This window comes from Sporocytophaga myxococcoides (assembly GCF_000775915.1).
Classification (GTDB): domain Bacteria; phylum Bacteroidota; class Bacteroidia; order Cytophagales; family Cytophagaceae; genus Sporocytophaga; species Sporocytophaga myxococcoides_A.
On sequence record NZ_BBLT01000001.1, the window covers coordinates 711,299 to 732,430 of the forward strand.

21 protein-coding genes are annotated in these 21,132 nt (G+C 35.3%); 7 read left to right on the forward strand and 14 right to left on the reverse strand.

Annotated elements, in window-relative coordinates; translation table 11 throughout:
• Positions 1-2 precede the first annotated feature (2 nt).
• Positions 3-851 carry a phosphate ABC transporter permease subunit PstC gene (gene pstC, locus MYP_RS02855; protein WP_045458147.1) on the reverse strand — a complete coding sequence of 283 codons (849 nt, stop codon included), beginning with the start codon at positions 849-851 and terminating at the stop codon, positions 3-5.
• Positions 852-1,251: 400 nt separating this feature from the next.
• On the reverse strand, positions 1,252-2,175 hold the full coding sequence (locus tag MYP_RS02860) for a PstS family phosphate ABC transporter substrate-binding protein (RefSeq protein ID WP_045458151.1): 924 nt from the start codon (positions 2,173-2,175) through the stop codon (positions 1,252-1,254).
• Positions 2,176-2,926: 751 nt separating this feature from the next.
• Here MYP_RS02860 and MYP_RS25630 point away from each other — a divergent pair.
• Genes MYP_RS25630 through MYP_RS02875 form a run of 3 tightly spaced genes read left to right on the forward strand, consistent with a single transcriptional unit; the run spans position 2,927 to position 4,208 of the window.
• Positions 2,927-3,265 carry a phage holin family protein gene (locus MYP_RS25630; RefSeq protein ID WP_081990379.1) on the forward strand — a complete coding sequence of 113 codons (339 nt, stop codon included), beginning with the start codon at positions 2,927-2,929 and terminating at the stop codon, positions 3,263-3,265.
• 3 nt (positions 3,266-3,268) lie between these two features.
• The gene (locus MYP_RS02870) at positions 3,269-3,910 is read left to right on the forward strand and encodes a rhomboid family intramembrane serine protease (RefSeq protein ID WP_045458155.1); all 642 of its coding nucleotides are present in this window, start codon (positions 3,269-3,271) and stop codon (positions 3,908-3,910) included.
• A complete protein-coding gene (locus MYP_RS02875; RefSeq protein WP_045458158.1) occupies positions 3,900-4,208 on the forward strand; it encodes a hypothetical protein in 309 nt (102 codons plus the stop codon). The genes MYP_RS02870 and MYP_RS02875 overlap by 11 nt, the downstream gene beginning before the upstream one ends.
• A gap of 88 nt (positions 4,209-4,296) precedes the next feature.
• Here MYP_RS02875 and MYP_RS02880 read toward each other — a convergent pair whose 3' ends face one another.
• Both MYP_RS02880 and MYP_RS02885 read right to left on the reverse strand, forming a co-directional pair.
• Positions 4,297-5,637: a PhoH family protein gene (locus tag MYP_RS02880; protein ID WP_045458161.1), complete on the reverse strand. Its 1,341-nt coding sequence runs from the start codon at positions 5,635-5,637 to the stop codon at positions 4,297-4,299.
• A gap of 99 nt (positions 5,638-5,736) precedes the next feature.
• Positions 5,737-6,390, reverse strand: a complete 654-nt coding sequence (locus MYP_RS02885; RefSeq protein WP_045458165.1) for a class I SAM-dependent methyltransferase — start codon at positions 6,388-6,390, stop codon at positions 5,737-5,739.
• A gap of 49 nt (positions 6,391-6,439) precedes the next feature.
• Here MYP_RS02885 and MYP_RS02890 point away from each other — a divergent pair, with 49 nt between their 5' ends.
• From MYP_RS02890 to MYP_RS02900, 3 genes are all read left to right on the forward strand, one after another.
• The gene (locus MYP_RS02890) at positions 6,440-6,931 is read left to right on the forward strand and encodes a YajQ family cyclic di-GMP-binding protein (protein WP_045458168.1); all 492 of its coding nucleotides are present in this window, start codon (positions 6,440-6,442) and stop codon (positions 6,929-6,931) included.
• 302 nt (positions 6,932-7,233) lie between these two features.
• Positions 7,234-8,181 (forward strand): NAD(P)/FAD-dependent oxidoreductase, encoded by a 948-nt coding sequence (locus tag MYP_RS02895; RefSeq protein WP_045458170.1) that lies wholly within the window; start codon positions 7,234-7,236, stop codon positions 8,179-8,181.
• 56 nt (positions 8,182-8,237) lie between these two features.
• Positions 8,238-8,633 (forward strand): hypothetical protein, encoded by a 396-nt coding sequence (locus MYP_RS02900; RefSeq protein WP_045458173.1) that lies wholly within the window; start codon positions 8,238-8,240, stop codon positions 8,631-8,633.
• Between the two features lie 135 nt (positions 8,634-8,768).
• On the opposite strand, the gene MYP_RS02905 is transcribed toward MYP_RS02900, so the two are convergent.
• From MYP_RS02905 to MYP_RS02935, 7 genes are all read right to left on the reverse strand, one after another.
• Positions 8,769-9,026 (reverse strand): hypothetical protein, encoded by a 258-nt coding sequence (locus MYP_RS02905; protein ID WP_045458176.1) that lies wholly within the window; start codon positions 9,024-9,026, stop codon positions 8,769-8,771.
• A 181-nt stretch (positions 9,027-9,207) separates the two neighbouring features.
• Positions 9,208-9,522, reverse strand: coding sequence for a thioredoxin (gene trxA, locus MYP_RS02910; protein WP_045458180.1), 315 nt, complete (start codon positions 9,520-9,522; stop codon positions 9,208-9,210).
• A 67-nt stretch (positions 9,523-9,589) separates the two neighbouring features.
• Entirely contained in the window at positions 9,590-10,783 is a 1,194-nt protein-coding gene (locus MYP_RS02915; RefSeq protein ID WP_045459127.1) for an aspartate aminotransferase family protein, read from the reverse strand.
• Between the two features lie 56 nt (positions 10,784-10,839).
• Positions 10,840-12,231, reverse strand: coding sequence for a vWA domain-containing protein (locus MYP_RS02920; RefSeq protein WP_045458184.1), 1,392 nt, complete (start codon positions 12,229-12,231; stop codon positions 10,840-10,842).
• 74 nt (positions 12,232-12,305) lie between these two features.
• Entirely contained in the window at positions 12,306-12,755 is a 450-nt protein-coding gene (gene bcp / locus MYP_RS02925; RefSeq protein ID WP_045459130.1) for a thioredoxin-dependent thiol peroxidase, read from the reverse strand.
• Positions 12,756-12,805: 50 nt separating this feature from the next.
• Positions 12,806-14,719, reverse strand: coding sequence for a M23 family metallopeptidase (locus tag MYP_RS02930; RefSeq protein WP_052429913.1), 1,914 nt, complete (start codon positions 14,717-14,719; stop codon positions 12,806-12,808).
• Positions 14,688-15,299 (reverse strand): fumarylacetoacetate hydrolase family protein, encoded by a 612-nt coding sequence (locus MYP_RS02935; protein ID WP_045458187.1) that lies wholly within the window; start codon positions 15,297-15,299, stop codon positions 14,688-14,690. The genes MYP_RS02930 and MYP_RS02935 overlap by 32 nt, the downstream gene beginning before the upstream one ends.
• A gap of 45 nt (positions 15,300-15,344) precedes the next feature.
• Between MYP_RS02935 and MYP_RS02940 the strand changes: the two genes are divergently transcribed.
• Positions 15,345-16,223: a M48 family metallopeptidase gene (locus MYP_RS02940; RefSeq protein ID WP_231569994.1), complete on the forward strand. Its 879-nt coding sequence runs from the start codon at positions 15,345-15,347 to the stop codon at positions 16,221-16,223.
• Between the two features lie 62 nt (positions 16,224-16,285).
• Here the strand turns inward: MYP_RS02940 and MYP_RS02945 are convergent, their stop codons facing one another.
• The 3 genes from MYP_RS02945 to MYP_RS02955 all read right to left on the reverse strand — a co-directional run bounded on the left by MYP_RS02945 (position 16,286) and on the right by MYP_RS02955 (position 21,048).
• Positions 16,286-18,691, reverse strand: coding sequence for a CAP domain-containing protein (locus tag MYP_RS02945; protein WP_045458191.1), 2,406 nt, complete (start codon positions 18,689-18,691; stop codon positions 16,286-16,288).
• Positions 18,692-18,715: 24 nt separating this feature from the next.
• Positions 18,716-19,525: a 3'-5' exonuclease gene (locus MYP_RS02950; RefSeq protein ID WP_045459138.1), complete on the reverse strand. Its 810-nt coding sequence runs from the start codon at positions 19,523-19,525 to the stop codon at positions 18,716-18,718.
• A gap of 146 nt (positions 19,526-19,671) precedes the next feature.
• Complete coding sequence (locus tag MYP_RS02955; protein WP_045458194.1) at positions 19,672-21,048, reverse strand: UDP-N-acetylmuramate--L-alanine ligase; 1,377 nt, start codon at positions 21,046-21,048, stop codon at positions 19,672-19,674.
• Between the last annotated feature and the right edge of the window lie 84 nt (positions 21,049-21,132).

Below are 21,132 nucleotides of genomic sequence, written 5' to 3' on the forward strand. Positions count from 1 at the left end.
TCTTATGCTATTTTTCTTTCTATATTTTTTAGAATTCTTCTGGATATGAAATTGAAAATCAGTACGATCACAAACAGGATGAGGGAGGCAAGCATTAATGCTGAATCGTACAGCGGGATAGACATCATTTCTCCGTAATTATTAGCTATTAATGCGGTGATCGGATATCCTGGATCTAAAGGGCTGATAGGGATCATAATCACATTTCCAACAACCATTAATACTGCAAGTGTCTCCCCAAAAGCTCTGGAAAGTCCCAGAACAATAGCAGAAATTACCCCAGGGGCAGCTTTTCTCAGTATTACCAGTTTTACTGTTTGCCATTTAGTGGCGCCTACAGAAAGCGATGCGCTTTTAAGATCTTCCGGAATTGTTTCAAAAACTTCAAGAAGAACGTGAATAATGATAGGAAAGATCATTATGGAAAGAACTATACCTCCTGTGAGAATAGTATATCCGGAAGAAGTAATTCCAAAAGCCGGAGCTATATAATCTCTTACCAATGGCACTACTTCAATAATGCCCCAGATTCCGAAAATAACAGAAGGGATACCGGCTAGTATATCTATTAATGGATTAACAAAGGCTATAACCCTTTTATCTGCATATTCAGAAAGATAAATAGCTGAGAGAAGACAAAGTGGTACTGAGATGACAACAGCAACTATAGTTACATAAAGTGTGCTAATAATAAATGGAAGCAGGCCAAATTTCATTTTTAAAGGCTGCCATTCTGTAGAAAAAAATAAATTCCCGAACGAGGTTTCTTTTAAAATTGGTACAGATTTGTAAATAAGTCCGATTAATATCAAAAACAGGAGTGTGATTGAAAAGTAGGTTAGACCTTTCATTGCCCAGAAACTAAGCTTCTCAATCCAGAGTCGCCTATGATATAAGTCTGTTTTTCCCAAGATTCCCCCCTTTTGTATAATGATTTAGTTTAACCCAATGATTTAAACTTATTTACTTTTCAGGGGTGATAAAGTTTGTCAGTAGATAAAAATTTTAAACAGAATGAAGAATAAGTATTACAGTTTGAAAAAAAGGTCCTAAAGGCTCACTTCAAGGTATGTCCGAGGTGGAATTTGCAAAAAAAAAGATCTTGAATTGAATTTATCATTTACCACTATTATTTCATTTGAATTTTTGAAAATCGATGTGAGGAGATGAACCTTAACAAGGAGAAAAAAAAGAATTTAATGATTGCCTGACCTTTAGAGATAAAAGTCAGGCAAAATATTACCTTATGATTTACTTAAGTTTTTTTAGCTCTTCCTCGAGTTGATCTTTGGATAGATTCACATATCCTGCTTCTTTCACAAATTGCTGACCGTCGGTTAATACCCAGTTTAAAAATGTCTTTATAGTTTGCGAAGTTGGCTCCCCTTTAGTCACAAAATATAGTGGACGGGCAGGAGGGTGAGGGAAAATTCCTTTGGCTATTCCCTCCATAAGTTCATTTAAAGTTCCATAAAAATTCTCTTCTGGAGTGATTTTACCATTTCCGTCAATGTCGATCGGAATGACAGCAATTCCCGGAGAAGTTTTTCCGGTAGATTTGTCATACACATATGCGATGTTGTTAAATCCGATTGCAAACTTATCTTGTTTAACTACCTGTGCGAGGCCTGGGTCTCCGAATACTCCAACACCTTTCAGATCTTCCTGTTTTTTGCCAAGATATTTTGCCCAGGTTTCAGGTGCACCTGCAGCATCCGAACGAGTATAAACTTTAATAGGATCAGTGGATTTGGTGCCTAATGCGTCTCCCCATGTTTTTAATTTTTCCGTGATCCAGATATCCTGAAAGTTCTCTTTTGTTAGTCCTTTTTTTTGTACTTCTGCAATATTTGGATTCTTATCATTGATGGTTGGAATTACGGCATCTATGGTTACGGCAAATTCGAAAGCACCTCGTTCATGTTCTACTGGATTAATTTCTCTGGAAACCATTCCTAAATCGACATTACCAGAAATCACGTCAGCCATACCCTTGCCAGCTCCACCCGCCGTGATGTCAATTTTAACTTCAGGGTGAATTTTATTATATTCTTCTGCCCATTTTATAGCAAGAGGGTATAAGGCAAATGCTCCAGAAATAGTTATATTTTTTTCATCGTCTCCGCAGGATGAAAAAAGTGCAACAATGAGTAAAAATAAAAATGCCCTCTTCATAGTATCTTAAGTTTAAGGATTGATGAATGAAATTAATGAATGCCTCAATTAATTCCAATTAGAATTTTATCCTTCCTCTCTCTTTAATAAATAAGTTATTTTTTTGTTCAGCTTTATCTTTTCATAATCTGATTCGTCAATCTTTCTTTTCTTAAAAAAATTATTTTCCTGTTTAATTGTGTAAACATTAGTAATTATATCTAAAAACACATTTTGTTACAATTGTAAATGATACACATGGATTGTTTTAATTATATTTATATTATTGTTCAATCCTGTAAATAGGCCATAAAAAACTACTGATTTTTGTTACTTACAATTGTAAATATGATTTTTAATATAATAAAATTAATTACTAAATTACTTAGTATTTTATGTTTTGTGTTGATTATTTTATTTATTATCAAGTTACAGATGTGAAATGTTTTAACTTATACTTTAAAGTTAAATCATATATTAAATTGCACTGTCTTGAATTTACTTTTATGACTTGTTAGAGTATTTAAAAGATCTAATTTTAGAACTTTATAAGTATGTATTGGTAAAATTATATAGTTATAAATGTAAATTATGATGTTTACATTTGTGATCGACCAGTGAATTTATAAATGTAAACTTGATTTATTTAGTTTTATTTAGGAGAAAAATACAATCTTTAGTTGGCGTTTTTTTTGGGAAAAATTAACAATGAGGAATTTGAAAGCGTTCATAAAGTAGGTACGAAATTGCCCACTATATAAATGAACCAGAGATGAAATACATATTCAAACTATTAATATCTGCAGCCATTATTCTAGGAGCTACATTTTTGTTGCCGGGAATTTTGATTAAAAGTTTCGGTGTTGCATTGCTGGTAATGTTTGTTCTGTCAATCTTAAATGTAATCCTTCGTCCCGTTTTAATCCTATTAACAATACCGGTAACAATACTTACTTTAGGCTTATTTTTACTGGTAATTAATGCAGTGATAATTCTATTGACAGCTTGGATGATTGATGGATTTGAGGTATTGAATTTCTGGTGGGCCCTTTTATTTAGTTTAATAGTGTCGTTGGTCAATTATATAGCGGACCTCATAATCGGGGATTAATTCATGGAAGTTGCAAGAAGAAGTTTTTATCAGAGTTTTCTGTATCCGTTTGTGTACATAATGGTACTTTGGGGAGTCAAGGTGTTTGAGCTCAGGTATGGGTATGATCTTAGTAGATTTGGTATTTTTCCAAGAACATTTTTGGGGCTGACCGGGGTGGCATTTGCTCCCTTAATACATGGAGATTTCAATCATCTGATATCAAATACATTTCCTTTGCTCATTTTGGGAATGGCTATGTTTTACTTTTATAGAACAATAGCGTTTGAAATTTTCCTTTGGATCTATTTCCTCCCTAATATCTGGGTTTGGATTTCTGCAGTTGGCCAAGGGTACCATATAGGATCTAGTGGTATCATTTATGGTTCAGTCAGCTTTCTTTTTTTCAGTGGAATTTTCCGCAAAAATCAAAAAGCAATGATTCTCTCCTTGATTATTATTTTCATCTATGGTAGTTTAGTTTGGGGTATTTTTCCCTTTACCAGAGGTGTTTCCTGGGAGACTCACTTTTTTGGAAGCTTATCAGGTGGATTAGCAGCCTATTTTTACAGAAAAACAGGAGAGGAATATCTTAAAAGCAAGGAGAAGGAACCAGAAGGCCCCGGCAATGATTCTTTAATTGGGGGAGAACATCATGAAAGTTAAAATAAAGGAAAAATCATTAATAGCGAAAATGGCTGCCTGGTACATGGGGTCCAAAAATATAGCTATTGTGTTTGGTAAAACCATTCATTTACATGGGGTAAACAAGAATGAGTTTATGGCAGTGGAACAATGGGTGAATCATGAACTTGTGCATGTAAGACAATATCAGCGCTATGGTTTTTTTACCTTTCTTGCCATCTATGCAATAGAAAGTTTGAGAAAAGGATATTATAACAATAGGTTTGAAGTTGAGGCAAGAATTGGAGAAACTACCGGAGAAAAAATAACCATTCATTAAATATTTAATGAATGGTTATGAATACAGGCACAGACTTTTGTTAAACAGTTGAACAATCGTTAATTCTATTAGATCTTGTTAATTTAGCTTAAAGCATCTCATTCGCAAGATTCGCCAGCTCAGAACGCTCTCCTTTTTCAAGAGTTACGTGAGCATACAATTTATGATTCCTCAATCTGTCAATCAGGAATGATAATCCGTTACTTTGAGAATCCAGATAAGGAGTATCAATCTGGTAAATATCACCTGTGAAGATAATTTTCGTGTTTTCTCCAGCCCTTGAAATAATTGTTTTCACTTCATGCGGAGTAAGGTTCTGAGCTTCGTCTACAATAAAGCATATATTTGAAAGGCTTCTTCCTCTGATATATGCTAAAGGAGTTATGACCAACTTCTCTTTATTTACCATTTCGGTAATTCTCTGATAATCACTATCTGTCTCATTAAACTGATTTTGAATAAACTTCAGGTTGTCAAACAATGGTTCCATATAAGGATTCAGTTTGCTTTTAATATCTCCTGGAAGATATCCTATATCTTTATTGCTAAGTGGTACTATTGGTCTTGCCAGATAGATCTGTTTGAAGTTTTTCCGTTGTTCCAATGTGGCGGCAAGAGCAAGTAGGGTCTTGCCTGTTCCAGCTACTCCTTGCATAGAGACTAGCTTTATATCTGGATTCATGATAGCATGAATGGCAAATGTTTGTTCTGCATTCCGTGGTTTTATGCCGTAAACAGTTTTTTTCTCAACATGCTCAATGCGATCTTCTGATGCATTATAATAACCCAAAACTGAATTTTTCTCACTTTTTAATATATAATAGTGGTTCTGTATCAGTTGTTGCTTGGGGATTATTGAACTATGGATAGATCCTTTTTCATAGATTTGGTTAATATCTTCATAAGGAACGTTTTCAATATAGGTCCTCCCTGTATAAAGACTATCAACATCTTTGATCTTTCCTGTAGAATAGTCTTCTGCAGGTAAATTCAGTGATTTAGCTTTCAACCGCAAGTTTATGTCTTTGGTGACAAGAACAACTTTTGCGTCTTTAGCCTCATGTTGCAGATTCAGAGCAGCATTCAGTATCCTGTGATCGGCTTTATTATCATTAAAAACTCTTTCAGCGTCAAGTGTAGCTTTGCTAGATGTGTTCATCACCACCTTAAAACGTCCTTTATTGCTACCAGGAAGAGGAATCCAGTCCTGTAACATATAAGTTCCGGAAAGATCATCCAGGAATCTGATGAACTCTCTCGCCTCAAAGTTAATGATATCATTACCTTTCTTGAAATTGTCAAGCTCCTCCAAAACAGTTATGGGAATCGCTATATCATGTTCCTTAAAATTTTTGACTGCATTGTGGTCATAAAGTATGACTGAAGTATCCAGCACAAAAATCTTTTTATCTTTTTTCGCTTTAGCCATTTTAGAAGACGATTAAAAATGAATATTAAATGCACCTCTGAAATATAAGAGATATAGATATAAAACTTTAAATTATTCCTTATTATTATTTAAATATGTTTACGACCTTTTTTTAAAAATGGCTGAATAAAAAAGCTCTTTCAGATAGCCTTTTTCATGTATTATATTAAAACCGGATTGAAGTATTTCTGTTCGGAGGTCAATAAGAGTTTTACCGCTGATAGAGGTTGTATTTCTGAAGAAGAAGTACAAAACTTTAATATACATGTTCTTCATGAAGGTTCTCAAGGTTTTGCCTCTGCTGATTTGCAGATCGGTATAATAAAATAAGCCTTCACTAGATAGCTTCTCATGTATAAAGCTGATCCAGGTTTTGACTTCTTCCTGGCTGAAAAGGTCAAGAAAAAAATTGGTTATTATAAGATCGAATTTTTCTTCTTCTGCAATTTTGTCGAAGCTGCCTCTCCGGAACTCCACTTTGCAATCCTGATACAAATCTTTAATTTTTACAGACGCTTTAGCAAGCATTTTTTCAGAAATGTCAAGATTTACAATATTTGTAACCTTGCCGGAGATAATTAGAGATCTTAAAAAGTTGCCTGTGCCTCCTCCAATAATCAGACAGCTTTTTTTCTCAGGAAGCAGATGGATTAACTCCTCCTGACTTTTAATAAACCCTCTTCCAGGAGGAATTAATAGCAGATAATCATAAATTGCAGCAAGTCGGTTAAAACCTTTTCTTTGTCTTTCCAATTTTAAATTGACCAAAACCCGATTAAATTTACATTTTAATTTTATTTCTATGCCATCTTTCGATATTGTAAGTAAAGTTGATCCGCAAACATTGGACAATGCTATCAATGTTGCCAAAAAAGAAATCCTGAACAGATATGATTTCAGAGACTCTAAAAGTACCATTGACCTTGATAAAAAGGAAAATGTTATTAATCTGGTAAGTGAAAATTCAATGCGTATCAATGCAATGATAGATGCAATACTAACGCGTATGGTAAAGCAGGGTATTGACGGTAAGTCGTTAGATATGAGTGAAGAAGAATATGCTTCAGGAAGCATGATCAAAAAGAACCTTAAAGTAAGAACCGGCCTTGATAAGGAGGTGTCTAAAAAGGTGGTTAAGCTCATTAAAGACTCCAAAGCAAAGGTAACTCCGGCCATTATGGATGATATGGTGAGGGTTACAGGTAAAAAAATAGATGATTTGCAGGAAATAATAGGACTACTTAGAAAAGAAGATTTGGGAATCCCTTTGCAATTTACCAACATGAAATCATAAGCAGCTCCGGTTGATTTATCTATTCATACAATAAGGTGAGGCCAGACAAATAGCATTTAAAATGGTATTTGTCTGGCCTCTTATCATATTAGCTTATTTAAGTATTATGTAACAGTCACATTGCTGACCGTCTTTATTTTTTTAGTACTGTTTATTTATTCTTTCATCCCTAACTATATCTAAATTAAAATTCATGTCTGTTTTTTTCAGGATTGACCTAAACTAGAATTGTTTTTGCTTCCTGGATAACATTAAAAGAAAAGCGCTAGTTGTATAAGTAGATTGTTAATAAGCGCGCAGAGATGAAAGTACCAAATTCAAAATTGTATGATGTTATAATTATAGGGGGAGGGCCAGCTGGCTTGAATGCAGCATTATTATTGGCCAGATGCTTAAGAAAGGTACTTTTATTTGATTCCGGAAAACCAAGGAATTATAAGAGTCAGGCCCTGCATGGATTTATCTCCAGAGATGGAATTAATCCATTGGAATTGCTTCGGATTGCGAAGGAAGAGCTGAATAAGTATGATGTTTCTTTTGAAGAGGGCAGAATAGTGAAAGCTAATTTTTTTGAAAACGATGCATTTGAAGTTACCGATGAGGAAGGAAAGAAATTTTATTCCAGAAAAATTTTACTTGCAACTGGTATTGTAGATCAATTACCTCCAATAGCAGGAATTGATCGCTTGTATGGCAGAAGTGTTCACCATTGTCCATATTGCGATGGTTGGGAAGTAAGGCTGAAACCAATTGCCGTAGTTGGAGGAAATGGAAAATCAGGCTTGGGTTTAGCGGTTTCGCTAACAAATTGGTCGGATGATATTGTCCTATGTACCAATGGCAAGTCTGTGAGCAGAGACGAGATGGAATGGATGGACATGAAGGAAATCAAAGTGGAAACCAGAAAGATAGCAAGACTTGAAGGCAGAGCAGGTCAGTTGGAAAAAATTATTTTTGAAGATGGAGACTCACTCGAACGCTCCGCCTTGTTCTTCAGCAGTGATAAGTTTCAGCGATCAGATCTGGCAGAACAGATGGGATGCAGGTTTACGGACAATGGACTTATTTACACAGATAAATATCTTCAGACATCTGTAAGAGGAATATTTGCAGCCGGGGATGCTGCAAAAGATATGCAGCTAGCAGTTATAGCTGCTGCAGAAGGCGCAAAAGCGGCTTTGGTGATTAATAAGCTATTGCAGAAAGAAGAAAAGAAATTTCACAGGGCTAAATTGTTAAGGCCAATATAAGGAAACAATTTTTTCCGAGTCGGGTTAACTTAATAAATTTTTATAAATATTCTATTATGATTGTATTGTTGTTTGTATTTATCGCATTCACCATGATAATGGGCATTATGTTATATGCCAATGTGAGAGCAAATAAGCCCAGGCAGAACTTTGTGGTTGCCCTTCATGGAATTTTAGCCGGGGCAACACTATGCCTGCTCACTTATATTGGTGCCGACTATATCGGACAAAACAATGTCTTGTTTAACTTTTCATTTATGCTTTTCTGGATTGGGGGGATTCTGGGGGTGTTCATGCTCATGAGGGACAAGCTATTTACTAAGGGTATTCCCACCTGGCTTGCAGGTTATCCTACCGGAAAAGGGGGAATACCCAAATTTCTGCCTTTAGTCCATGCTGGAATTCAGGTTGTTGCTGTTATTTTGTTGATATTGTTTATTATGGAAAAATAATAATTTTTATCGGAAGAGATTAAAACAGCCTGAGCTAAATTAAAATAACTCTGGCTATTTTATTGTCTTAGCTTTTTGGGAAACAAAAAAAGCGAAGGTCTTCTTCGCTTTGTATTTTTTATAATATCTTATTTTTTAGCTATTCATCAAAGAAAGTACTTTTCTTTTATGAATATGAAAGAATGCTTCCCAGTCGTTTAGCAGACAATGGTTAAAATTTATACTATGGTTTTCTAACTCTATTTTAAATTCTTCCCATGTAAGGTTATACCATCCACTTATTCTTTCATTGAAATTGCTGATCCCAAAGTCTATATACAATACTTTGTAAAATTGGGTCAATGCAAGCGCAAGCTCCTTGTTGTTTATTTCATTCACTATTTCTATCTCCATTGTTTTTTTCTTTACTCAACCATTAATGTTAAAACCCGCCGACTTGCAGCATTGTTTTGATAACTCAGTTTTATTTGAGTATAAAGAAAATTTAGATATCCATATAGGAAAGATAAATGTTATATAGTATATAAGATTAGATACAGCAAAGAATTGTGGCACTCTTTGTTTTATTTATATCTCAAAGGTTAATAGTGAGCATTCTTAACAATTCAGGTTTGGGTATAAGTCCTGATTGTCTCCATTTAATCTGTCCTTTATAAAATAATATTAATGTTGGAATACCTGAAATTTTATAAGCCGTGGAAACTGCAGGATTCTTTTCAACATCTACTTTTATAACCTTAATTTTTTCAGACATTTCAACAGCTATCTCTTCGATCATAGGAGCCATTGCCTGACAAGGGCCACACCAGCCTGCATAAAAATCAACTAATACCGGTTTGTCTGAATTGCTTATTAAATCTGCAAAATTAAGTTTAGTTTTAGTTTCCATAAATCTTTTTGTTTCCTCTTATTAATTCAACAGGATCAAATATGATTTGTTTCCAGGATACTGGCCCTCAACAGTTTTTTTGAATTTCATCCAAAGTCTCTACTATCAGATCACAGGAAATTTTTATTTCTTCTTCAGTAATGACTAGAGGAGGAGCAATTCTCATGGCTTTATCACAAAAAAGAAACCAATCGGTGAGGACTCCCTTCATAATGGCTTTATCAATGGTCTTTTTTAGAATTTCAAAAGACTCCAACTCTACCGCCATCATTAGACCTTTATGTCTCACCGAACGGATTAACGGATGCTTTAATAGTTTAAGGAAAAGTTTTTCTTTAGATGGTACCTGTTCTGCCAGCTTTTCACCTTGTATTACATCGATTGTCGCTAGGGCGGCAGCGCAAGATACCGGGTGTCCCCCGAAAGTAGTAATATGACCCAGAACTGGATTTGAAGAAAGTTTTTTCATCAGTTCTTTTGGAGCTATAAAGGCACCAATAGGCATACCACCACCCATGCCTTTGGCACATACCACAATGTCGGGAACTATTCCAAAATTTTCAAATCCCCAGAAAGTACCTGTTCTGCCGAAACCAGCCTGTATTTCATCTGCAATAAAAAGAGCACCTGTTTCAAGACACCTTTCTCTTAGCTTTTTAAGAAAATTGTTTTCGGGAACTCTGACACCTGCTTCGCCCTGTATACTTTCTACTATTACTGCTGCAGTATTGCTGGTTACAAATTCAAGATCTTCTTCTTCATTAAAATTAAGGTGTCTGATTCCCGGCATTAATGGCCGGAAGGCTTGCTTGAAGTATTCATTACCGTTTAAAGCCAGTGAACCTGTAGTGCTTCCATGATAGGCATTTTTAAAAGAGATAATTTCATACCTTCCGGTAACCCTTTTTGCCAGCTTTATAGCGCCTTCAACAGCTTCGCTTCCGGAGTTTACAAGATAAACATTGTCTAATCCTGATGGTAGGGTTTTAGCTAAAGCCTCTGCAAGTTTTACTTGAGGAGATTGAATAAATTCTCCATATACCATAAGATGAAGGTATTTGTCGAGTTGGTCCTTAACAGCCTGAATAACTTTTGGATGCCTGTGCCCAACATTGCTTACCCCGATCCCTGAAATTAGATCGATATATGCTTTTCCGTTTTTATCAAACATCTTTATACCTTCAGCTTTTACAATTTCCAGCATCAACGGGGCATCAGAGGTTTGAGCAAGATATTGTAGAAATAAATGTCTTTGAGATATCATGCCTAAATTTACTAAGCATAAAGCTAAAATAATAATGAAGTAGGAGAGAGGAATTATTTGTTGTTGTAGAGCCTCAGAGTAGTAGTAGCTCCTGATCGGATGGAAAAGTTTTGTACATCGGTGAAATTAGCCCCATTACTTTTTTTGGTTCTGAAGATGAGCTTATAATTGCCTGGTTGCATGGTAAGCATGGTTCTGCTGGTTTCATTTTCCAGATTATGAATAAGCACCTGTTCTCCATTAGGTTTTATCTCATAAATACTTCCATAGCCAACCAACTGGTCTATAATGTTTAATGAACCGGGTTGGACAATATCCAACACTGTTGTTTCGCTTTGTTTGATCTTTACATCTGTAAAAATAGTTCGGGGTAAAGTAAGGACCTCTACATCATAGGTTCCCACCAGGTATTTCTCTTTAATGCCAGCATTCTGGATGTTTAATGTTTCGGATTTTTTAGTCTCTCTTACTACAGCTTTAAGTGCTTTGTACTCTTTGGAGTTTTCCCGGATAAATAAAGATCCTTGCGGTGCTTTAATAGTAATAACATTTTCTTTGCCTCCGATAAGACCTATATTCTTTTTTTCAACCCTTGGAATTGTATTCACAACGAGGTCATAGGTGAGAATCGCATCTACTTTAAGTTTGTCAGGTTCTCCCTTATCATCAAGGTAGTGAACGAAATCATAAACGGGTTCCCCGGTTACAGAATTAAAAAAAGTGATATTGACATTTGTTTCTGTTGGCTTGTTATCAATATCCAGAATTTTTACTTTCACAGATGTTTCCGATAAAGTCTGATGCAGAATCAGGTTCATCATGTTTTTAAATTTATTTTCATTAATAGCATTAAAATACTGGCCCATACATTCAAATGCTTTATCCCAGCTTACGTCGTTTCCTATGCCTATAATGAATGGTTTAAGAAAGATTTTTCGTTTTTGAAGTTCTCTGGAAAGGTCGCAAGGATCACCTCCGCATGACTCAATGCCATCGGTGAGTAGTATGATGACGTTTCTTGAATTTTTATCTATGGGAAAATCAGAAGCTGCTTCTTTAAGACTATGAGCAATAAGGGTGGTACCTTTAGGCTCAATGTTTTTAATTCTCATCTTTATAGCATCATGGTTTCCGGGACGGAATGGAACTTCGAGTTTAGTATCCTTGCAGTTGTTATATCTTTTATCCCATTCATGACCGTATACTCTAAGACCAATTTCCAGATATGGAATGTTTTTTAGAGAATCTACCAGTTCACAAAGTGTCCTTTTAGCTACTGTCATTCTGGTACTGCGTTCCCATTTATCAGACATACTGCCAGATGCATCCAGTATAAATAATATACGGGTTGTAGGAGGAGTTTTTTCTACTTTAGTCTGACAAAAAGTTTGCTGAACGTAAAGTAGAAATACTACTAATAGATAGACGTAATTTTTATACTTCACCTTTTATCTAAATAAAATAAAAAAGGAGTAGTTTTCTACTCCTTATTGTAAAAACCCTATAAAAGGCTCATTGTTTATTTTAATATCTGTTCAGTGTGGTTTTCTGTAGTTACTTTTGATATAATTTCTTCAATTACACCATTTTCGTCAATGACAAAAGTAGTTCTGACTGTGCCCATGTAGGTTTTACCAAAATTGGTTTTTTCCTGCCATACGCCATATAGTTCATTGATCGTTTTATCCGGATCGGCAATCAAGGTAAAAGGCAAATTGTATTTCTTAATAAACTTCTGATGTGATTTTTCATCATCACTACTTACGCCTAGCACGACATAATTGGCTTTAATCAGGGCATTGTAATTATCTCTCAGATTGCAAGCCTGAGCTGTGCAGCCAGGAGTATCATCTTTAGGGTAAAAATAAAGAACAACTTTTTTCCCTTTAAAGTCAGATAGCTTTACTACTTTTCCGTCCTGATCTTTGCCTTCGAATAGGGGGGCTTTATCTCCAGTATTTAATGTCATAGAAATTATAAGTTTTTGAAACATCAATATCATAAAACTAATACCCTAAATCAAGGAATATTGGTCGAAAATGTACTGATGTTTCCTGCCTGATCTTTTACTTCAAGTTTAAATGCACCTTTGAGTGGTACTGTTTTATCATAACGCTCAGACCACAACAGATTTCTCTTGTGATCATAGTTCATTAATATCCATTCTCCATTTAATGTGGCTTTAAAAGAATCTATTCCTGATTTGGAATCAGCAATAGTAAATTTTATACAATTGCCAGATACTCCCAAGCTTTTTATAATGGGCTTGACTGAATCTTCCACAATTACAAACTTTCCAAAGCTTTTGGTTTTAAAGGAAATGGTGTTTTCATTCCAACATCCTTTTTCATGCTGTTGACCGCGCATTTTGTTTTTTATGTTCACATAGGAACATCTTCTGTCTATTGCTTCTGGATGGGCAGCTTCATATGCAACATCTATTCCGGTGAAAAGAGGTGTTGAATAATGTCCAAGTATAAATGATTCTTTCCCTTCTAAAGTGGTATCTATATTGGTTTGCAGATAAAGCGTATCAAAAATGGCATCAGCAGGAATTTTTACAGTCATATTACCACTCCTGATTGTTTTTTCCTGTCCCGGTGGAATGCTCGCGACAAAATTAAAATGGAGAGTTTTGTTGTCCAAAGCTACTGAATCTGGCAGACCTTTTCTCAAATCATAAAGGTAGATCGCCTGTCCATTCTTAAAGTAGTCTGGAGTTAGTGTGGATAATCCATTTGAAGAATAGAGTTTTGCAGAGCAGTTGTTCGCTGCCTTACCTCTTATCTTTAATACATTTTCAGAAACTTCAAAATCACAGGTAGCTTTAGAATTTGGTATAATTGTTCCTTTGACAGGTTCAGTTGATTGAATGTTGAAGATAAGTTTTGAAATGTTATCATAACTATCTTCAATCTCAATTTCTATTTTATGATTCTGGCCATCTATAAGATTGAGAAGGCCTTTGCCCAGACTCCTGTTATAGGTACTTAATTTATCCCCATCACTGATATAACATTTCTGAAACTTAACTCCCCTTTCAAGAAGTGCTTCATAGTCCATGTGGACATTGATATATCTGTTTTCATGAAAACCGAAGGTGGACAGATCGTGGTCAAATATTATTTTTCCATCAGCGTATACTCTTATGTATTTAACTCCATATGAGTTGGCTGTTCCATTCATTTTGTCATTTACTTTAATCTGAAGACCGACATTGCCCCAAGCGGTTATTTTGGAAGGTATAGTATAATTGGTCCCTAACTTTGTTGCTTTAAATTCAAACCTGCCAAACTCCTGGTTTACTCTTGATTTTTCATCAGTGGCAATGAGGGCTATTTTATCAAAAGTAGGCGCAATGTTATCTTTCAGTTCTGAAAATTTAAAATCTAAAGGGTTTAGAAGGTTTTCTTTTGCATCTCTGATTTCATAGTGAAGATGTGGTCCCCCTGAACTACCTGAGTTTCCTGATAAAGCAATGATGTCACCCTTTTTAACAGGAAGCTTACCTTCTGTGAGCGTAAAATCTACTTCAAATTGCTGGTTTTCATATTGGAACTGTCGGACAAAATCTCCGATTTCCTTATTGAACTTATCTAGATGTGCATATACTGTTACCAAGCCATTTGGATGGGTGATGTATACTGTATTGCCATATCCGAAAGAAGAGACTTTTAACCTTGAGACATAACCATCTGCAGATGCATAAACAGGAAGACCTATTCTCATTTCTGTTTTTATATCAAGTCCACCATGAAAGTGATTTGGACGTAGTTCTCCCATATTTCCGGCGAGAAAATTTTGTTGGCCGGGTTTTATCGGAAACAGAAAGTAGCCAACTGGAATTTGTGTTTGAGAAAAAGAGGTAAGAGGTAAAATAACTAATAAGTATTTTATCAGCTTATTTAACTTCGAAATCAATAAATTTTTCATTTTCAATAAAGCCTTCTAATCTGTCGCCAATCTTAACAGGTCCAACTCCAGCAGGAGTGCCGGTAAAGATAATGTCTCCCTGTTTTAGTGTTATGAATTTAGATATATAACTGATGATTGCATCAAAATTATGTATCATTTGTCCGGAATTTCCGGATTGTTTTAGCTCGCCGTTTTGTATCAGTGAAAAGCTGAGATTATTCAGATCTTTAAAATTTGTTTTCTGAACAAATTCAGAGATAGGAGCACTTCCGTTAAAGCCTTTGGCTAGAGTCCAAGGTAAGCCTGCAGCTTTCGCTTTATCCTGAATATCCCTGGCTGTAAAGTCAATTCCCAGACCAATTTCCTGAAAATACTTATGAGCAAACTTCTCTTCAATATTCTTTCCTTCTTTTGAAATCTTAATTATTAACTCAACTTCAAAATGGATGTTATTGCTGAAGTCAGGATAATAGAATGATGAATTATTCCGGAGTAATGCAGTATCGGGTTTTAAAAATATTACAGGCGCTTCGGGCTGTTCATTTTTTAATTCCTTAATGTGATCTGCATAGTTTCTCCCTATTGCAAGAATCTTCATATAAAGTTTTGGCGCAAAAATAGCATAAAATCTCAATGTGAGTGTGTGGAAAACAATACTTTTCCCTTATTGGTTTCTAATATAGGACCAAAATGGATGAGATTGATGGAGATGTTGAACAAAGTGAAATTGATACTATTGTCATTTGCCATAGTTATTGGCTGCAGCAAGGTTCCGGTGACAGGAAGGAAACAATTGGATATTGTTCCTAATTCGCAGGTATTGGCCCTTGCAAAGACTGAGTATAATGAGTTTTTAAGAACCAATAAGGTCGTAAATAATACATCACAGGCTGAGGAGGTAGAAAAGGTAGGACGAAATATTGCCAATGCTGTAGAGGCTTATATGAAGAAAGAAAAGCAGACAAAATTGCTTGAAGGGTATAATTGGCAGTTTAATTTGGTGGAAGATTCACAAATCAATGCTTGGTGTATGCCTGGAGGAAAGGTTGTCGTATTTACTGGTATTTTGCCTATTACTAAGAATGATGCCGGACTTGCAACAGTTATGGGACATGAAATTGCCCACGCCGTTGCAAGGCATGGGAATGAAAGGATGAGCCAGGGGTTAACTGCTCAGCTTGGAGGTCTGGCGCTTGACGTTGCTTTGAGTAGTAAACCGAATGAGACAAGGAATCTGTTTATGGCAGCATATGGCGTAGGAACAAATGTTGGAATTTTACTTCCCTATAGCCGATTACAGGAGTCAGAAGCTGACCGCATAGGTTTAATATTTATGTCAATGGCTGGTTATGATCCTCGAGAAGCGATAAACTTTTGGGAGAGGATGGAAAAAGCAAGCCAGGGAGGGGAACCTCCGGAGTTTCTTTCAACTCACCCAAGTCATAAGACCAGGATTGAGGAATTGAAAAAACAACTTCCAGAAGCTCTGAGATACTATAATCAAGCAGTTAGTAGAAGATAAACTATCTTAAAGCAAAAAGCTTCCCATTGGGAAGCTTTTTGCTTTAAGTTTTATTAAATGAGTTATTGTTTTGGGCTACAGGCTCTGCAAAAGTATACTTTTAGTTCTTCTTCTTTAAAAAGCATAAAATTAATTTTATCAATTCCGAAAAGACTACAGAATCTAAGAGGATTCATATCTTTCGCTTTTAGAAAATAAGATTCAAATTCCTTTTTTTCAAAGAGTTCGGGCCTTGTAATTGCTATAGAGAGAAAGTTAAATAGCATATCCTCTGAATATTCCCCTTTTTGCATAATAGGAAATAAAATTTCAAGCGCCCATGCTTGACGACCACTTTCGGCGAAAAACTTTGCAACGGCAAGCAAATCATCAGAATTTAACTCAGTTGTTTTATAGTATTTTTTTACCAGATTTATGGCATCGTCTCTGTATTTAAATTTTTTATTGGTAAGAAAATATGGAGAAATCAGAATCTGAAAGTTGAGATATAATTTATTGATCAGCTTTTTGTCAATCTTAGTGTTATAAAGTGCTTTTATATTTTTCATAAAGCCTTCCGGCGACTGAAGATAAGCAGAATCTGCAGCCCAGGCTTTTAATGTGAGATCACAGATATTATATTTAATGTATACATTGGTTGGGTCTAATGCTGATGCCTGATTGAGCTCTCCTATATAATCAAATTTTTGACCAAGTTCCTTTCTGAATAGTATCTGATTGTTTATCAGCTGGGCAAATTCTTTTGTTTTCGGAGGGTTCAACGAAGTTAACAAGTCTGCAGAAAGTTCTCCATTGCTAATAGCATCAAATATAACTGTTTGAAGAGTTGTGGCTACCGGAATATCTTTTTTGGCCAATGCATTTTTGTAATGAATAGCAAGAGAGTCTTTATTTCTTGTCAGGTCTATCCTTTCAACAATCTTAAGAAACAGGATAGCTTTACGTTCTCTGGCAAGAAGAAATTCCATTGCTCTGGAAAGACTGTCTTTCTGGAGCTCTTCTTTTATTTTTTCTTTACTTAATTTAGTAAGGTAATTAAAAGGAGTATTTTTTACGTCACGGTAAAACTGGTCCCAGTTTTCCTGGGCTTTAATTACACGCTTTATGGTATCATTAAGCTGAAAAGACTGCAATACCTGGATGATGCTTTCGGCCCTGCTTTTCTGCAATTCCTGATTTCTTTCAGTACTACCTTCAATAGATGAGTAGGCAAGAACAACAACCTCAGTTATATTATATTTATTTAAATTGAGAGAGTCATAAAATGGTCTGATATCTTGTTCAGAATAAACAGACTTGTCTTTCTCAAATGGTATGGTAAATTTTAAATTCTTTTTTTTGGAGATTTCTGATTTCAAGAGAGTGTCAACAAAAAACTCTGTAGAAATAATCGATCTGCTGGAAGAAAGTCTGGGATAGTCTACATAATAGGTGCAGAGGTGATTGTCTTTAATGACCATCAGATTACACACATATTCATCGTTTTTCAATTCTGTCGGAATTTCACCAAGATATGCATATAGAGCATTGGAGGAAGCTTTCGTGTTAGATTTTAAAAGGTCTTTTAATGCAACCGGAACAAGCATAATTCCATCGAAAGCAAACGATCTGTGTACTATATTTCCGCTAGAACATGGAAATTGACTTCTAAGAACTATATCTACAGAAAAAGAAAATATTCCTTCGGTTTCAGGAAATGTTTTATTGAAAAGTCCGAGATCTCCAAAGGAATAATAAACCTTCCCATTTTCTACAATGATTTTATTTTCTACATAATCCGGAATTTTATTAAAATCTCCGGCACATTTTCCGCATATAACTTCATTAGAAGGTGCAATGCCAAAAGCATTTTCAATATTTATTTTTTTTGATGGATAAAAAGTCTTTTTGTCCTTGTTCTTTATAGATGAGGGGAAATTGTAAGCCATAGGTCCAAATACCTGAGCTATATAAATACATTTTTTTTCAGGAATTATTCCTATCCCTATTCCTGTAGCAGAAAATTCCCGGTTTACAAGGTTTATTGAGTTGCTGGAAGTATTCAGACTTGATCTTACAAAAGCAAGTGCTGCGCTTTCATAAGTATTTATTTTAATTGGCTCTTTTTCTTTATAAATAGTAAAAGGTCTGTCCGTATAAATGACATCAACATTTTCAGCTACCTTTTCATGAGTACCTTTAAAGCTTTCCACCCTTTGTTCCACTGTGGCCATATTGGGATTATCCTGATTATGGACAAGGTTGTCTACTTTTTTAATGTATTTTGCCTGGTTATTGGCAGCCGCTGTCAGTATGGAGTCTTTGACAAAAGGAGAGAGGCCCAGAGAATCACGTACCTCATTTAGTTTCAGGTAGATTTTCTGTGTAAGAAGTTTTTCGTCAAAATTATTAAAATCGATGGGGGTTTGAGCAAATAGTCCTCTGAAAGAAAGTAATAATATTAAAAATGAAAAAGTGATCAGTCTCATATTTTACCTCAAACCTTATCTTTACTAAACTTTATGATTAAATTTTCTAAGTTTTATCTCTGTCAGTTTTTTCTTAGTGCTTAGGGCAAAGTCTCCTTTCATCATCCAATCGTAGTAAGAAGGGTCCTTTTGTAATACGTCTGTAACCTTCATGTTCTTATACTTTCCAAAGTTGAAAACTTCTTCACCTTTGTCGTTAAGAACCATTCTACCAGCAAGATCCACAAATTGAGAAGCTGTGAGTTCATGCAATGCATTCATGTCGTTTTTAACAGGAATGAATTCTTTTCCGTCTCCATCTTTAATGGTACAGCCTTCATATTTAAGGATCTGAGCTTTCAGAACTTCGAATGTAGCGATGGTATCAGCTTCAGCACTATGAGCTCCCTCGAGATCTTTATTGCAATAGTACTTATATGCGGCAGAAAGGTTACGTGGTTCCATCAAATGATAGATTCTTTGTGCATCTACCATTTTCCTGTTGGTTATATCGAAATCGACTCCGGCTCTTAAAAACTCTTCTACAAGAACAGGTACATCAAAACGAAGGATATTAAACCCTGCGAGGTCACACCCCTGAAGCATTGTAGCAAACTGAGCAGCAACACTCTTAAAGGTTGGTTTATCTTTTACATCTTCATCATAAATACCATGAATGAGGCTGGATTCCAGGGGGATTGGTATTGTGGGGTTTATCCTGGTGGTTTTAATGATTTGCTCATTATTGGGCATTACCTTCAGGACGGATATTTCGACAATTCTGTCGTTGGTAATGTTTGTACCTGTTGTCTCCAGGTCAAAAAAAGCGAGAGGTTTTTTTAGATTTAGCCCCATTGATGTTTTACTGAAAATTGATAACTGGTTCTGATTTTCCACAGTGAAACTGAAGTTAATGATTCCTCTTTCAGTAAATAACCATGTTAAATATTTGACTAAAATAATAAAGCAATTGAAAGATTCCAATTGCTTTATTATTTAAATTATTGCTGAACTATCTCCTTGGCAAGTTTCTTCAGATCAAAACCTCCAAAGTTTCCTGAGCTCATCAGTAAGAGGTTTTTACCTTTCCAGTTTGTTTTTAAGATAAACTCTTTTAACGATTGATTTTCAGTGAATACTTTTAACTTTTCACTGTTAAAAGCTTTGATTACATCTTCCGGTGAAATCGGGTCAAGCTTTTTATGTTCAAATGTTTGAGGATTAAAGTATACAACCGGAAGGTCAGCAGACTTAAACGTATCTTTATATTGTACTAAAAATTCTTTATTTAAAGAACTGAAAGTGTGTAATTCAAGGATAGCCACCAGTTCATTTTCAGGAAATTGCTTTTTTACAGCTGCAGTTGATGCCTTTAGCTTTGAAGGTGCGTGAGCAAAGTCTTTAAATACAGTGGTGTCATTTGTTTTCTCAAGCACTTCCAGTCTGTCTGCTGCTCCTTTAAAACTTTGAATAGCTTCATAGAACATCTCGTCTGTTATTCCAAGTTTCGAAAGTACTGTTTTAGCACCACTCAGATTGCGCATATTATGCTTTCCGAAAATCTGCACCGGAATTTTTTTATTGTGATCAATCAAATATGTTTGACCATTGATAATATCATGCTTATGAGCAGTATATGCAATTCCTTGAACATCTTCTCTTTCTTTTCTGCAAATTACAGAGACAAGGTCATCGTTCTCACAGAAAATTAAGGTACCCCCTTTAGGAGATGAATCTGCAAAAAGATCAAATTGTTTAACGTATTCATCAAATGTGGGATATACGTTAATGTGATCCCAGGCAATTCCACTCATCAGACCTATATGATGATGGTAATGAAGGAATTTAGGGGTTTTATCTATTGGAGAAGACAAATATTCATCACCTTCAATAATAATAATCGGAGCATCCTCCGTTAATTTTACCATCAAATCAAATCCTTCAATCTGAGCTCCAACAAGATAGTCAAACTTTCTGTTGAAGTGTTTCAGAACATGAAGAATCATGGAAGTGATGGTAGTTTTGCCATGGCTTCCTGCTATTACTATTCTTTGTTTGTCTATTGATTGTTGATAGACATATTCAGGAAAGGAATAGATTTTTAATCCAAGTTCTTGCGCCTTTATTAATTCCGGGTTGTCCTTTTTTGCATGCATGCCAAGAATGACAGCATCTAACTCTGTGGAAATTTTTTCAGGAAACCAGCCAATTTTTTCAGGAAGAATTCCTGCTTTTTCAAGTCTGGTTCTGGAAGGTTCAAAAATTTCATCATCTGATCCTGTTACTATTAAACCTTTTTGAAGCAAAGCGAGGGCGAGATTATGCATTGCACTGCCTCCGATTGCAATAAAATGGACTTTTTGCCTTTTGGGGTTCATCAATTCCTATTTTGGGACTGCAAAATTAAAATAAATTAAGAGAGCTACAAACAGTTGTATAGAATATGACTTTTCCTGTGAATA